Origin of the sequence: Paenarthrobacter sp. NPDC058040 (genome assembly GCF_042885775.1) — a bacterium.
Taxonomy (GTDB): domain Bacteria; phylum Actinomycetota; class Actinomycetes; order Actinomycetales; family Micrococcaceae; genus Arthrobacter.
In genome coordinates this window covers 203,824-218,008 of the sequence record NZ_JBHVRN010000004.1, presented here as the reverse complement: position 1 = coordinate 218,008, position 14,185 = coordinate 203,824, and the positions used below count along the sequence as shown (strand labels likewise).

Annotated in this window: 11 protein-coding genes; 4 read left to right on the top strand and 7 right to left on the bottom strand. The window is 65.0% G+C overall.

Annotated elements, in window-relative coordinates:
* Positions 1 to 84 precede the first annotated feature (84 nt).
* The gene (locus tag ACFVSJ_RS07285) at positions 85 to 1,737 is read left to right on the top strand and encodes an MDR family MFS transporter (protein WP_387435501.1); all 1,653 of its coding nucleotides are present in this window, start codon (positions 85 to 87) and stop codon (positions 1,735 to 1,737) included.
* A 169-nt stretch (positions 1,738 to 1,906) separates the two neighbouring features.
* Here ACFVSJ_RS07285 and ACFVSJ_RS07280 read toward each other — a convergent pair whose 3' ends face one another.
* The 7 genes from ACFVSJ_RS07280 to ACFVSJ_RS07250 form a co-directional block, all read right to left on the bottom strand.
* Entirely contained in the window at positions 1,907 to 3,355 is a 1,449-nt protein-coding gene (locus tag ACFVSJ_RS07280) for an aromatic amino acid lyase (protein WP_387435499.1), read from the bottom strand.
* 232 nt (positions 3,356 to 3,587) lie between these two features.
* Complete coding sequence (locus ACFVSJ_RS07275) at positions 3,588 to 5,354, bottom strand: urocanate hydratase (RefSeq protein WP_387435498.1); 1,767 nt, start codon at positions 5,352 to 5,354, stop codon at positions 3,588 to 3,590.
* A 31-nt stretch (positions 5,355 to 5,385) separates the two neighbouring features.
* Positions 5,386 to 6,300 carry an ABC transporter substrate-binding protein gene (locus tag ACFVSJ_RS07270; RefSeq protein ID WP_387435497.1) on the bottom strand — a complete coding sequence of 305 codons (915 nt, stop codon included), beginning with the start codon at positions 6,298 to 6,300 and terminating at the stop codon, positions 5,386 to 5,388.
* 100 nt (positions 6,301 to 6,400) lie between these two features.
* The gene (locus tag ACFVSJ_RS07265) at positions 6,401 to 7,153 is read right to left on the bottom strand and encodes an ABC transporter permease (protein ID WP_387435495.1); all 753 of its coding nucleotides are present in this window, start codon (positions 7,151 to 7,153) and stop codon (positions 6,401 to 6,403) included.
* On the bottom strand, positions 7,114 to 7,764 hold the full coding sequence (locus ACFVSJ_RS07260; protein ID WP_387435494.1) for an ABC transporter permease: 651 nt from the start codon (positions 7,762 to 7,764) through the stop codon (positions 7,114 to 7,116). Before ACFVSJ_RS07260 ends, ACFVSJ_RS07265 begins: the two co-directional genes overlap by 40 nt.
* The gene (locus tag ACFVSJ_RS07255; protein ID WP_387435492.1) at positions 7,761 to 8,867 is read right to left on the bottom strand and encodes an ABC transporter ATP-binding protein; all 1,107 of its coding nucleotides are present in this window, start codon (positions 8,865 to 8,867) and stop codon (positions 7,761 to 7,763) included. The genes ACFVSJ_RS07260 and ACFVSJ_RS07255 overlap by 4 nt, the downstream gene beginning before the upstream one ends.
* Entirely contained in the window at positions 8,864 to 9,550 is a 687-nt protein-coding gene (locus tag ACFVSJ_RS07250) for an IclR family transcriptional regulator (protein ID WP_387435490.1), read from the bottom strand. Before ACFVSJ_RS07250 ends, ACFVSJ_RS07255 begins: the two co-directional genes overlap by 4 nt.
* Before the next feature lie 244 nt (positions 9,551 to 9,794).
* On the opposite strand from ACFVSJ_RS07250, the gene ACFVSJ_RS07245 reads away from it, so the two are divergent.
* From ACFVSJ_RS07245 to ACFVSJ_RS07235, 3 genes are all read left to right on the top strand, one after another.
* A complete protein-coding gene (locus ACFVSJ_RS07245) occupies positions 9,795 to 10,994 on the top strand; it encodes an allantoate amidohydrolase (RefSeq protein ID WP_387435489.1) in 1,200 nt (399 codons plus the stop codon).
* Positions 10,991 to 12,346, top strand: a complete 1,356-nt coding sequence (locus tag ACFVSJ_RS07240; RefSeq protein WP_387435487.1) for a formimidoylglutamate deiminase — start codon at positions 10,991 to 10,993, stop codon at positions 12,344 to 12,346. Before ACFVSJ_RS07245 ends, ACFVSJ_RS07240 begins: the two co-directional genes overlap by 4 nt.
* A gap of 334 nt (positions 12,347 to 12,680) precedes the next feature.
* Positions 12,681 to 14,147 (top strand): sugar porter family MFS transporter, encoded by a 1,467-nt coding sequence (locus ACFVSJ_RS07235; RefSeq protein ID WP_387435486.1) that lies wholly within the window; start codon positions 12,681 to 12,683, stop codon positions 14,145 to 14,147.
* Positions 14,148 to 14,185 lie beyond the last annotated feature (38 nt).

The window sequence follows — 14,185 nt, the reverse complement described above, 5'->3', positions numbered from 1 at the left end:
ACCCGGGAATCAAACAGGCCTTAGGATAGTTACTGAAAGCAACTATCCTGCTTAAAACCCACGCCTGCCTCTCATGGAGAAGATATGTCCAACTCTGCGCCCGTCCGGGCCGCCGGTGAGGTGCTGACGCATCGTCAGACGCTCACCGTCATGGTGGGACTCATGCTCGGCATGTTCCTGTCCTCGCTGGACCAGACCATCGTGTCCACGTCCATCTACACCATCGCCAACGACCTCGACGGCTTGTCCCTCCAGGCGTGGGCCACCACCGCGTACCTCATCACGTCCACCGTCAGCACGCCGCTGTACGGCAAGCTCAGTGACATCTTCGGTCGCCGTCCGCTTTATCTGGCCGCCATTCTGATCTTCCTGGCGGGCTCCCTGTACGCGGGGTCGGTCCATTCCATGACTGAGCTCGCGATCGCCCGCGGCGTGCAGGGCCTCGGTGCCGGCGGCTTGCTGGCCCTTGCGCTGACCATCATCGGCGACATCGTGGCCTTGAAGGACCGGGCCAAGTACCAGGGCTACTTCATGTCCGTTTTCGGCATCTCATCCGTGCTGGGACCGGTCATTGGTGGTGCCTTTGCCGGTGCGTCGAACATCCTCGGCTTCGACGGATGGCGCTGGGTCTTCTTCATCAACCTGCCAATCGGCCTTGCCGCCCTTGTGGTTGTGTTCCTGTTCCTGCACCTGCCCGCCCGGCACGTGAAGCAGAAGATCGACTACTGGGGTGCCGCTGCGATCACCCTGGCCATTGTTCCGCTGCTCCTTGTAGCAGAACAGGGCCGCGTATGGGGTTGGGCCTCCGGTGGTTCGTGGCTCTGCTACGGACTCGGCGTGGTGGGCATCGCAGCATTCCTGTTCGCAGAGAAGCGCGCCGGGGACTACGCCCTGATCCCGCTCCGTCTGTTCAAGAACGCGACCTTCGGGCTGTCATCGCTGTTGAACTTCATCATCGGTATCGGCATGTTCGGCGCGATCGCCATGCTGCCCATGTACCTCCAGCTGGTCAAGGGCCTCACACCCACCGAAGCCGGCCTGATGATGATCACCTTCACCGTCGGCATCCTGTTCGGTTCCATCACGGCCGGCCGGACGATTTCCTCCTCCGGCGTTTACCGCGTCTTCCCGATCCTCGGCACGGCTACGCTGGCGGCTGCCGCCGTGGTCATGGGCCTGGTGCTGGGCGTCGACACCGGCCTCTGGGTTCCTGGCCTGATTGCCGTCTTCTTCGGCGTTGGCCTGGGCTTCTGCATGCAGCCACTCACGCTCGCCATGCAGGTCTCCGTCCCGCCCAAGGACATGGGCGTGGGTACGTCCACGGCTGCGTTCTTCCGTTCCATGGGTGGAGCCGTGGGCACCGCAGTGTTCATCTCCATGTTGTTCAGCCTGGCCGCGGACAAGATCGCGGACGGTATGAAGACCGCCGCTTCCAGCCCGGATTACCAAGCCGTGCTGAAGGACCCGGCTGTGGCCTCCGATCCCGCGAACGCCAAGCTGTTCGACTTCTTCAAGAACGGCGCCAGCAACGACTCCCTCAACGACACCAGCTGGCTGCACGCGGCCAACAGCACGTTGACCCGGCCTATCACCGAGGGCTTCGCACAAGCCATCGACACCGTGATGCTCACGGCGGCAGGATTGATGGTCATCGCCTTCCTGATCAGTTTCGCTTTGCCCAACAAGAAGCTCACCGACCCCAAGTCGGCGGCCAAGGAGTCCGTGCCCGCGCACTGATCCCGGCACCGAAGCGGCGGCCTGGACGCTGATTGATCCAGCAGCTGCGTTCTGGAATCTCCTGAGCGAACACCCGAAACGGCGGACAGTCCCACGAGGACTGCCCGCCGTTTTGTGCCTTGGCTCGGGCCGGCGCGGCCCTGCCGGCGACGCCCGATGCAGGCTGCGGTCAGAGGCGTTCCCGGACCAGCCGCAGGGCCTGCTCCACATCGTCCCGGAGGTCCCGGTCACCCACGTCCTCCGGCAGATCGAACCCTGCGCTGAGCACGTTCCTCAGCGTGGCGCTCGGGAAGTCCTCCGGAACCTTGCCCTGAAGCCGGAGCGCCCGGACCGCACACACCAGTTCGACGGCGGTGACTGTCGCCAGGGCGTCGGCGGTGGATTCCAGCTGGGCCGCGGCAAGGCTGGCGAAGCTGGCGTCCTCCTCCGCGCCGAGGGACAACACCACGGTCTGGAGGCTCGCAGGTTGGGCATTCGCCCGGATCCTGCCCACCGCTGCTGCGGCCACGTATTCAAGCATCATGACGCCGGACTGGCCGGAACCATCCTCGGCGAGGAAAGGGTGCAGCCCGGTGTAGGCGGGGTCGCAAAGCAGGTCGATCCGGCGCAGGTGCGTGGCGCAGGCTGCCCCAATGGCGAGGTTCAGCGTGTCGATTCGCTTGGCGAGGCTGGTCATTTGGAACAGCCCATGATGGGCAACATCGTTGCTGCCTTCGGCGGGTGATCCGTGCACGAGGGGGTTCTCGTTGGCGGCCACGACGAGCCGCTCCAAAAGCGCTCCCAGGGCATCCAGCTCCTCAGCCTGGGATCCGAAAATCTGCGGAAGGGTCCGCAGGCAATACGGGTCCTGGATCCGGGCTGATGGGCCGCTGCCCTCAACCAAGGCACGCAAGGTATTGGCCGCCGTCGTTATTGCCGGGCTGTCAGCGGCGGCCGCCACGGCAGGGCTCAGCGCTTCAGGGTTGCCCGACATGGCTATGAAGGACAGGCTTGCCACCGCCATGGCATTCGTCAGCAGTCCGGCCAACCGTTGATGGGCCAAGACGGCCTGGGCGATGGTGAGCGCGCTGGAACTGATGAAGGGAAGGGCGTCTGACGTTGGCCACGTTTCAAGTACAAAAGGAGCGTTGCCTCCGCCCAAGGGCAAGCGTTCCCCGAGCATGGTCAAAGCCGTTCCGGCGAGGGCCGGCAGATCAGCCGTCCCGATGCCGCCGAACTCCCTGACTTCCGGGACGACGTCCGCATTGATCATCCCAGCCAGTGCTTCTGCAATGACCGGGCTGATCCCGGATCCGCCCGCAGCCAGTTGGGACAACCTGACCACCATCATGGCCCGGACTGTCCGGCGATCCAGTGACTCACCCGCGTCCACGGCATGGCTTCGGAGGAGTTTGAGGCCGTGGGTGTCGGCGCCTCCGGCCTCGGTCAAAGCCACTGTTCTGTTTGCCCCGACTCCCGTCGAACGGCCATACACCGGCCGTCGGGAAGCAGTTGCCACAGCGGACTCTTGGGAAGCCTCCATGCGAGCCAAAGCTGCGGGCGCCAAGCTCACGGGCGAGCCGTCGGCGACGGCCACGATGTCCGCCAAGGCAAGGTTCCGGCCATCGATCTCAATCATGGAGCGATCCTTTCATTCGTGGTACCGCGCCCAACAGAGCGGCAGTTGTGGTTGCCGTGGAATGCTCGGCAACCACAACTGCGGGCTAGTCGGTTTCCGGTGCGAAGCGAACCGGGTTCCAGGCTTTCTGCGTCGGCCGGGCCGGAATCCGTGGACACGGAGCCGTATCGGTCCGTTCGGAATCCCGGTCCGCAGAGGCCAGTGGAGCTTGCGGGCTCATGGACGCAGTCACTTACTCGCCTTCCGGGGCCACACTGGCGGGAGCCTGCGTTGAGCCTGCGGCTTCCATGGGGATGCGGACGCCGCGTTCGTGGGCGACGTCGATGGCGCGTTCGTAGCCGGCGTCGGCGTGGCGGATGACGCCCATGCCGGGGTCGTTGGTCAGCAGAGCGGTCAGTTTCGCCGCGGCGAGTTCGGTGCCGTCAGCGACGGAGACCTGGCCGGTGTGGATGGACCGGCCGATCCCGACCCCGCCGCCGTGGTGGATGGACACCCACGTCGCCCCCGAAGACGCAGCCGTGAGGGCGTTCAGCAGCGGCCAGTCAGCGATCGCGTCCGAGCCGTCCTTCATGGACTCGGTCTCCCGGTACGGGGAAGCGACGGAACCGGAGTCGAGGTGGTCCCGGCCGATCACGATCGGGGCCTTGACCTTGCCCTCAGCAACAAGCTTGTTGAAGAGCAGCCCGGCCTGGTGGCGTTCGCCGTACCCGAGCCAGCAAATCCGGGCCGGCAGGCCTTCGAACTCCACCCGCTCCGCGGCGGCGTCGATCCATTTGTGCAGGTGCTTGTTCTCCGGGAAGAGTTCCTTGATGGCCTCATCCGTGACCCGGATGTCCTCCGGGTCACCGGACAGCGCGACCCAGCGGAACGGGCCCAGGCCCTCACAGAACAACGGACGGATATACGCAGGAACGAACCCGGGGAACTCAAACGCCCTGTCATAGCCGCCCTTGCGGGCCTCATCCCGGATCGAGTTGCCGTAATCGAAGACCTCGGCCCCGGCGTCCTGGAACTCCACCATCGCCTGCACGTGCCTGGCCATGGAGGCCTGGGCCTTCTTCGTGAACCCTTCCGGATCGGCTGCGGCTTCCGTGTGCCACTCCGCCACCGTGATGCCCTCGGGCAGGTAGGACAACGGGTCGTGTGCACTGGTCTGGTCGGTGACGACGTCGATGGTCAGCTCCCCGGCCTTGTGGCGGCGGAGGAGCTCCGGGAACACCTCCGCGGCGTTGCCCACGTACCCCACGGACCAGCCACGCCGCTCGGCCTTGGCCTTGTTGACCTTCGCGATCGCGGTGTCCAGGTCCGTTTCGACCTCGTCCAGGTACCGCTTCCCGGCACGGCGGCGCAGGCGCGTCTCGTCCACATCCACGATCAGGCAGGCACCATCATTCAACGTGACGGCCAGCGGCTGGGCGCCGCCCATGCCACCGCACCCACCGGTCAGGGTCAGGGTCCCGGCAAGGGAACCCTCCTCAGTGCCCTCCGGCGCAGGTGCTGGGTGGCGGCCCTCCGCGACGAGTTTGTTCCCGACGGCGGCAAAGGTTTCGTAGGTGCCCTGCAGGATGCCCTGGGTGCCGATGTAAATCCACGACCCGGCCGTCATCTGCCCGTACATCGTCAGGCCCTCAGCCTCCAAGCGGCGGAACTCAGGCCACGTCGCCCAGTCCCCCACCAGATTCGAGTTCGCCAACAACACCCGCGGAGCCCACTCGTTGGTGCGGAACACACCCACCGGCTTACCGGACTGGACCAGGAGGGTCTCGTCCTTCTCCATGGTCTCCAGCGTCCGGGTGATCGCATCAAACGCAGCCCACGAACGCACCGCCCGGCCCGTACCCCCATAAACCACCAGGTCATCCGGACGCTCAGCAACCTCAGGGTCCAGGTTGTTCATCAACATACGCAACGGCGCCTCGGTCTGCCACGACTTGGCAGTAAGCTCCGTACCCCGGGCAGCCTTGACCGGGCGGGCTCCAGTAGTGAAATCGGCAGTCATGTCTTTACTCCTCTAAATCGAACCGCAGGGACTAGCCCAGGTTCTTGCTCTTGAGCCATTCCTTGGCGATCTCGCCGATGTCCTCGAACTTGGCCACTCGGCCGTTCATGGAAATGAGGTCGTCGGTGGTCAGCGCGGCAGAGACCTTATCCAGGGTTTCCTTGACGGTGGCCGTGGACTTCTTCTGGTTGATGACCGGAACGATGTTCTCGGACAGGAAGAGGTTCTTGTTGTCTTCCAGTGCCACCAGGTTGTTGTCCTTCAGCGCCGGGTCGGTGCTGAAGAGGTCCGCCACCTGTACCTGCCCGGAAAGCAGGGCGTTCAGCGTCAGCGGCCCACCGGCGTCGAGCGCGGAGAATTCCTTGAACTCGAGGTTGTAAACGGACTTGAGGCCGGCAACGCCGTTCACGCGGGTCTTCCACTCCGGCGGGCCGCCCAGGACGAGCTCCTTGGCCACCGGCTGGAGGTCCTCGATGGTCTTGAGGTTGTGCTTGTCGGCGGTTTCCTTTTTGACGGCGAGGACATCCTTGTCCTGGGCGTCTGAGGCCTCCAGCAAAGTCAGGCCTGACGGAATCTTGGTGGCAAGTTCCTTCTCCACTTCCTCGGAGGAGACTGCCTTGGTGGAGGAGTCCAGGTACTGGAGGAGGGCACCGCCGTACTCTGGCATCAGGTCGATGGAACCGTCCTTGAGAGCGGGGATGGTGACTTCGCGACTGCCGATGCTGGGCTTCTCCGTGACGTTCACGCCCTTGGCTTTCAGGGCCTCGGCGTAGATCTTGGCGATGAGCTGGCTCTCCGGGAAATCCGCGGAGCCGACGATGATGCTGTCGGTGGAGGCGCCGGCCGCAGCCGTGTTGGACGAGCTCATGGGGTCTCCTCCCCCACAGGCGCTCAAGCTGATCGCAGCAACGGCCGCGAGGGTGAAACCGGTCAGGTACTTCTTCATGTCGACTCTCCTGGAAATGGCTCGCGCAGGGCATGCGGCGGCCAGGTGGGGGTGGGTGGAGGTGAAGCTTCCGCACCGGCATGCCGGCGCAAGGTGGTGCTTAGACCGTGACGGGGGTCTTCACGGGTTCGGCCACGGGAGCCGACTTGATGGTGCGCCGGGTCAGTCCTGGTGAGACTACGCGGCGGGTAATGAAGGCGAGCAACTGGTCGAAGAACAGTGCCAGCAGTGCAACGAGGACGGCGCCGGCCACCATTTGGCTGTAGTCGTTCTGGGCCTTGCCGTCGATCAGGAGGCGGCCGAGGCCGCCGAGCGAAATGTAGGCGGCGATGGTCGCCGTCGAGATGATCTGCAGCAGCGCGCTGCGGATACCGGACAAAACCAGCGGAAGGGAACACGGCAACTGGACATCCGTGAGGATCTTCATGGGCCGGAAGCCCATGCCCTTTGCAGCGTCGACGGCGGCAGCATCCACCGCGCGCACGCCGGCATAAGTGTTGGTGAGGATGGGCGGGACGGCGAGCAGGATCAGGACAATGAGGCTCGGCAGGATGTAGCCCATGCGGGACGGGAACGCCGGCGAGAGCAGCAGCACCAACAGGATCAGGAGGCCCACGCTGGGGAGGGCGCGGAGCGCGTTGGCCAGGCCGGCGATCATGAAGACGCCCTTGCCGGTCACGCCGATGTAGATGCCCAGCGGAACTGCGATGATTGCAGCGATGGCCAGAGCGATGAGCGAGTACAGGAGGTGTTCGCCGATGAGCGTTGGGATGCCGTCAGCGCCGCTCCAGTGTGCGGGGTCGAACAAGTAGTTCACGATGCCACCACCTTGGGGGTCCACGGTGTCAGCCACCGGTTGAGGAGAATGATCAGCCCGTCAAGGATCATGGCCAGGACTACGCAGAGTACGATTCCGGCGATGATCGGGGTGAAAAAGCGGAGCTGGAAGCCCTGCGTGAAGAGGGACCCGAGCTGCGGGATGCCCAGCAGCGCGGCAACCGAGACCAGGCTGACGTTGGAGACGGCTGCGACTCGGAGGCCCGCGGCGATCACGGGGACACCCACAGGCAGCTCCACCTTCAGCAGGCTTTGGTAGCCGCGGTAGCCCATGGCCTTCGCGGCCTGGACAGTGTCCTCTGGAACGGAATCAAGGGCATCGGCCACAACCCGGACCAACAACGCCACGGTGTAGATGGTCAGTGCGGCCACGATGTTCAGCGGGTCCAGGATCTTGGTGCCCAAAACCAGCGGCAGCAAGACGAAGAGCGCCAGGGACGGGACGGTGTAGAGCAGACCCGCGATCCCTACCAAGAGGGGGTAGATCCGGCGGCTCCGGTGTGCCCACCAACCAAGCGGCAACGCGATGAGCAGGCCCAGGATCAGCGGGATCACGGCGAGCAGGACGTGCCAGCCGAGCAGGAAAACGATGTTGTCGAACTGGCGGTCGAGCCATTCAAAGTTCATCGCGCCGTCTCCAGGTGGGGTTCGGCTTCGATGGCCTTGACCACGTCGGTGGCCGTGACGGTGCCGATCAGCTCGCCTTGCTCGCTGACCACCACGCCGCGGCGGCTCGGTGACGAGAGGGCGGCGTCGAGCAGCTGGCGCATGGTCCCGGAGGCGGCAGCGGGGATGCCGCTGAGGTTCAGGTGTTCGCGCTTCAGCTCACCCGTGAACAGCTCCGGCTGGACCCAACCCAAGGGCTTGCGGCCGCCGTCGACCACCAACACCCAAGCACCCGACGCCTTGGCGCGGGCCTCATCAGCGGTGGCACCGAGCTGGACTACGGCTTCCTCACCGATGGCCACGTTGCCGGCGGTCTTGGTGAAGCCCAGGGAACGGTAGCCGCGGTCCCGGCCCACGAAGTCCGCAACGAATTCGTCGGCGGGCGAGGTGAGGAGTTCAGACGGTGAAGCCATCTGCGCCAGCTTGCCGCCTACCCGCATCACGGCAACCTGGTCGCCGAGTTTGAGGGCCTCATCGATGTCGTGCGTGACCATGATGATGGTCTTGCCGATCTCGCGCTGCAGGCGGAGGAACTCGTCCTGCAGCTGGCCGCGGACCACAGGGTCCACGGCGCTGAAGGGTTCGTCCATCAGCATGAACGCCGGGTCCGAAGCGAGGGCACGGGCCACGCCGACGCGCTGCTGCTGGCCACCGGAGAGCTGCCATGGGTAACGCTTGGCGAAGCTGGCGGGCAGGCCGACGCGCTCAATGAGTTCCAGCGCCTTGGTCCGGGCCTTCTGCCGGCTCTCGCCGAGGAGGACGGGCATGGTGGCCACGTTGTCCACGATGGTTTTGTGCGGGAACAGCCCGGCGTGCTGGATGACGTAGCCGATCCGACGGCGGAGCAACGCTGCATCCATGCCGGAGGTTGGCTCGTCGTCAAGGTAGATGGTGCCGCTGGTGGGTTCGATGAGGCGGTTGATCATCCTGAGGGACGTGGTCTTCCCGCAGCCGGAAGGGCCCACCAGGATGGTCAGCTTGCCGGTCGGGGCCTCGAGGTTGAGGCCGTCGACGGCGACTGTGCCGTCGGGGTACGCCTTGGTGACATTTTCAAACTTGATCATTTCGCTTCCATGCTTTCCTGGGGTAGCTCAGGGATTTCGGTGTTCAGGGTGAGGATGCCCGAGGCTTCCTCCATCAGGTGCTGGCCGATCTTGAGGGCCTTCAGCTCGTCCACGCGGTAGCTGGGGGCGACGATGCTCAAGGAAGCCACCGCCCTTCCCCCCATGACGACGGGAGCGGCAATCGCCGTGACGTCGTCCTCCACACCGCTCCGCACAACGGCAAAGCCACGCTCGGGCTGTTCGCCCTTGAGGACCTGGCCGGACGCTGTACCTTCGAGCGGGATGCTCCGCCCGACCCAGCTGGAGTGCCTGATCGAATGAGTGCCCTCAACGATCGCGATGTAGATTCCCGTGTCCCCCACCCCGGGAATGCTCAGATAACAGGATTCGCCCGTTTCAGCGACGAGTCGCTTCATGGCGGGCGTGCAGAGTGCGACGAGCGATTCCTTGCCCAAGGCGAGTGCACCCAGCTGGATGATGCTGGCACCGGGCCGGAAGTTGCCGTCGTTGTCGCGCGAAACAAAACCACTGCCCTCAAGGGTGCGAAGAAGGCGGAGCGCCGTGCTTGGCGACAGGTCCGCTCCCCGTGCGGCGTCGCTCAGGGCAATCGCTCCCTCGGAGCACACGGCCCCCAAGAGTGCGAGCGCACGCTCTACCGTCCGGGTCGAGGAATCTGCTGCCATGGAGTGGCCTGCTTTCAAGTGGTCTGGATCACCATGTCTTGCCACTAAGTAAAAAGCAATTTTCATGGCATGGCAATAGGCGCGGGCAAATTTCGCGGAATTCCGGGAAAATGTCGCTCGGCATCACGCCCGCATGTCGCCGAAGTTTCCGGGCTGTTAAATGCAGCTCACCTAGCGGCAAACCCTTGCCATGTAGTGGCATCTGCTTTTTACTTGGTGGCAGTCGTCAACATCGGAGGAACACGTGGAAACCGTCAATCAGCTCCTTGACTCGATCAAGGACGTCGGCCGGGATGGAGTGCGCGGGGGCTACTCAAGGGCCGTCTATTCAACTCCCGAACTCGACCTCCGGGAATGGTTCAAGGAACAGGCAGCCCAACGCGGCCTCGGCGTGGACACCGACCGCAACGGCATCATCTGGGCTTGGTGGGGCGAACCCCAAGACGGCGCCCTGGTCACCGGCAGCCACCTGGATTCGGTCCCCGGCGGCGGCGCTTTCGATGGTCCACTGGGTGTGGCCTCCGCACTGGCCGCCGTCGATATTCTCAAAGATCGCGGACTCAAGCCGAGGCGCTCATTGGCAGTAGCCGTCTTCCCCGAGGAAGAAGGATCGCGCTTCGGCGTGGCATGCCTGGGGTCCAGGCTCCTGACAGGAGCCATCGACGTCGAGAAGGCACTGAACCTGCGCGACGCCGACGGCGAAACTTTCGCCAATGTCGCACGAGCCAATGGCCTGGACCCACGCCACGTCGGTGCCGATCCCGAAGCCATGGCCCGGATCGGTGATTTCGTCGAACTTCACGTGGAGCAAGGCAAGGGGCTTGGCCAACATGGCCCGGCCATCGCCGTCGGAAGTTCAATCCTGGGCCACGGCCGGTGGAAGATCAGCGTCAGCGGCCAGGGAAACCATGCAGGCACCACACTGATGTCGGACCGCGCCGACCCCATGGTAGCCGCCGCGCAGATCGTCCTTGCGGTGCGCGACACCGCGGCCAAGCAGCCCGATGCCCGGGCGACCGTAGGCCGTATAACCCCCGTTCCTGGTGGCACGAACGTCATCGCATCCCGCGTCGACCTTTGGCTGGACGCCCGCCACCCGGACGATGCCGTGACCGCACGACTCATCGAAGCGATCCATGGCGTGGCACAGCAGGTCGCGGCAGCTGAAGGCTGCCACGTGACGCTCACTGAAGAGTCCTATAGCGGGACCGTCCACTTCGACCCCGGACTCAGCCGCCGAATTGGCGGTCTCCTGCCGGAAGCGCCCGTGCTGGCGACCGGCGCGGGCCACGATGCCGGTGTGCTGGCCGGATACGTACCATCAGCCATGGTCTTTGTTCGCAACCCGAGCGGAATCTCGCATTCCCCCGAAGAGTACGTTGCCGATGAAGACGCCTCTTCCGGAGCCACTGCCCTTGCGAACGTTTTGGAGGGCCTCCTGTGAGTACGTTCTGGTGTGAAACTGCCATCCTCGGCTCCCATGAGCGTCTGGGGGAGGCCGACGTCGCGTCCGGCGTACGCCTGGAAACCCAGGACGGCCGGATCACCGGCATCACCGCCGACACCCAACCGCAAACCGGCGACACCAAGCTGGAAGGCATCGTCTTCCCTGCCGCTGCCAATGCGCACTCGCACGCCTTCCACAGGGTCTTGCGGGGCCGGACCCATGACGGCCGCGGAGATTTCTGGGTGTGGCGGGAACAGATGTACACAAGCGCATCGGAGTTGACCCCGGAGAAGTACGAGAAGCTTGCAACGGCCGTTTTCGCGGAAATGGTCGTGGCCGGCTTCAGCAGCGTCGCGGAGTTCCACTACGTCCACCACCAGCCTGGCGGCACACCCTACCCCGAACCCCACGCCATGGAGTTGGCGCTCGCCCGCGCGGCCATGGCCGCAGGCATACGCCTGACCCTCCTGGACACCCTTTACCTGACCGGCGGAATAGGATCGCCGCTCAGTTCCGAACAGGCACGCTTTGGTGACGGGGACGTCCAGGCCTGGCTGCACCGCCTTGCCTCGCTCCGTACGGCCATTGCCGCGGGCTTCCCGGCGGACCGGGTAAGCGTGGGAGCTGCCCTGCACTCCGTCCGGGCGGTGCCTGAGGAGGACCTGAAGGTTGTGGCCGCGCAAATGCCTGCGGATCTTCCCCTGCACATCCACCTGAGCGAACAGCCCGCCGAGAACCAGGCCTGCCTTGAGAATTACGGCACCACTCCCGCCGGCCTCCTGGCGCGCCACGGGCTGCTGAGCAACAGGCTCTCGGCCGTGCATTCCACCCACCTGACGCGGGAAGACATCTCCTTGCTTGGACAAGCCGGCACCACAGTGGTGATGTGCCCCAGCACCGAGGCCGACCTCGCAGACGGGATTGGTCCGGCGAGGGAACTTTCCGACGCCGGAGCCACGATCGCACTGGGGACTGACCAGCACGCCGTGATCGATCCATGGGTCGAAATGCGCACCCTCGAACACGGGGAACGGCTGGGCAGCGGCCAGCGCGGAAGGTTCACGCCGCAGGAACTGCTGCGGGCGGCCACACACGGGGCTGCCCGGTCCATGGCCACTCCCGTGGCCGGGCCCATGATCGAAGTGGGCAGCGTCTGTGATCTCATGGTTATCGATCCAGGATCCACCCGCACCGCTGGCTCACGGCCCCTGCAGTTGGCTTTCAGCGCCACCGCCAGCGACGTCACAGGCGTGGTGGTCGGCGGAGAACTGCTCGCCACCCGCGGCGTTCATACGAGGCTCGGCCGGCCCGGAGCCCTCCTGACGGAAGCGTTGAAGGAACTCTCCTAGCGGACTGCTTTCGCCTCCAAGCGGTGCGACGGCGGCCCTTGAGTCAGGCACCTGACTTAAGGGCCGCCGTCGTACTTTATGTTCACTTAATGAATCCAATCGAGGCTTGAGGGGCCTTCCTAGCGGCCGGAGACCGCTCCCTGCGAATGTCCAGCTAAGCGTCAGCCGCCATTGAGTTCACAAAGTGAATGCATGTCATCTCCACGGCCGTGACTGGAACTTGCCCGATATGGCGTGCCACACTGTGTAGCGCGTGTGCACCGGCGTCCCCGTCGGGCCAGCCGACGACGTCTCCGCACCGCAGCCCCAACACAACCTGCCCCAAGGGAGAACCATGTCCAACACCAGCACCGAAGGCGTGCCCCCAGTCTCCAGAAAAGTGGTCGGCCTGGCTGTCGCGGGCGCGGTGGGCGGCTTCCTGTTCGGTTTCGACTCGTCCGTGGTCAATGGCGCCGTGGACGCGATGAAGGACGAGTTCCTGCTGAGCGAGGCCGTGACGGGGTTCGCCGTGGCAATCGCACTCCTGGGCTGCGCGCTCGGCGCGTACCTCGCCGGCAAGGTGGCCGACCGCTACGGCCGCATTCCCGCGATGAAGATCGGCGCACTCCTCTTCCTGGTGAGCTCCGTTGGCACCGGGCTGGCCTTCGGCGTGTGGGACCTGATCCTCTGGCGCCTGGTGGGCGGCCTGGGAATTGGCCTGGCATCAGTGATCGCCCCGGCCTACATTTCGGAGATCTCGCCTCGGCACGTGCGCGGGCGGCTCGCCTCGCTGCAACAACTCGCCATCACCACGGGCATCTTCGCCGCACTCTTATCCGACGCCCTGCTGGCCAACTCCGCAGGCAGCGCCTCGAACACGTTCTGGCTGGGCATCGAGGCGTGGCGCTGGATGTTCATCGCCTGCGCAGTCCCTGCCGCGGTCTACGGCTTCATCGCGTTTCGCCTCCCCGAGTCCCCGCGCTTCCTGGTGCTCAACGGCAAGGACCAGCAGGCCCGGACCGTGTTTGAGGCCATCATGCCGGGCCAGGACATCGACAGGCATATCCGCGAGATCCGCGAAGCAATCCACGAGGACGAACTCTCCACCAAGAAGGGCTCGCTCCGCGGCAAGGCCTTCGGACTGCAACCCGTGGTGTGGATCGGCATTATCCTGTCCGTCCTGCAGCAGTTCGTGGGCATCAACGTGATCTTCTACTACTCCACCACGCTGTGGAAGGCCGTTGGTTTCCAGGAGAAGGACTCGTTGACCATCTCCGTAGCGACCTCCGTGACCAACATCCTGGTGACGCTCGTAGCTATTGCGCTGGTGGACCGCATTGGCCGCCGGCCCATCCTGTTGACGGGGTCCATCGGCATGGCAGTCTCCTTGGGGGTCATGGCCGTCGCGTTCTCCTCGGCAACGGGCACGGGCTCCGACATCAGCCTTCCCGGCGGCTGGGGACCTGCCGCACTGATCGCCGCGAACGTCTTCGTGATCAGCTTCGGCGCTTCCTGGGGACCCCTGGTCTGGGTCCTCCTGGGCGAAATCTTCCCGTCCCGCATCCGCGCCCGCGCGCTGGGACTGGCCGCCGCCGCGCAGTGGATCGCCAACTTCGCCATCACGCTCAGCTTCCCGATCATGGCGGCAGGTTCGCTGCCGCTGACGTACGCCATGTACGCGGCGTTCGCTGCGGCGTCGTTCTTCTTTGTCATCTTCAAGGTGCCCGAGACCAACGGCATGTCCCTCGAGCAGGCGGACACGCTGTTCGTCCCCAAGGGCGCGCCGGTTTCGCCGCTCCCCGCCGCAGGCGAGCCCAACTAGGTCCCCAACTGGGTAGCAGATCAGGTCGTTCCCAGCGC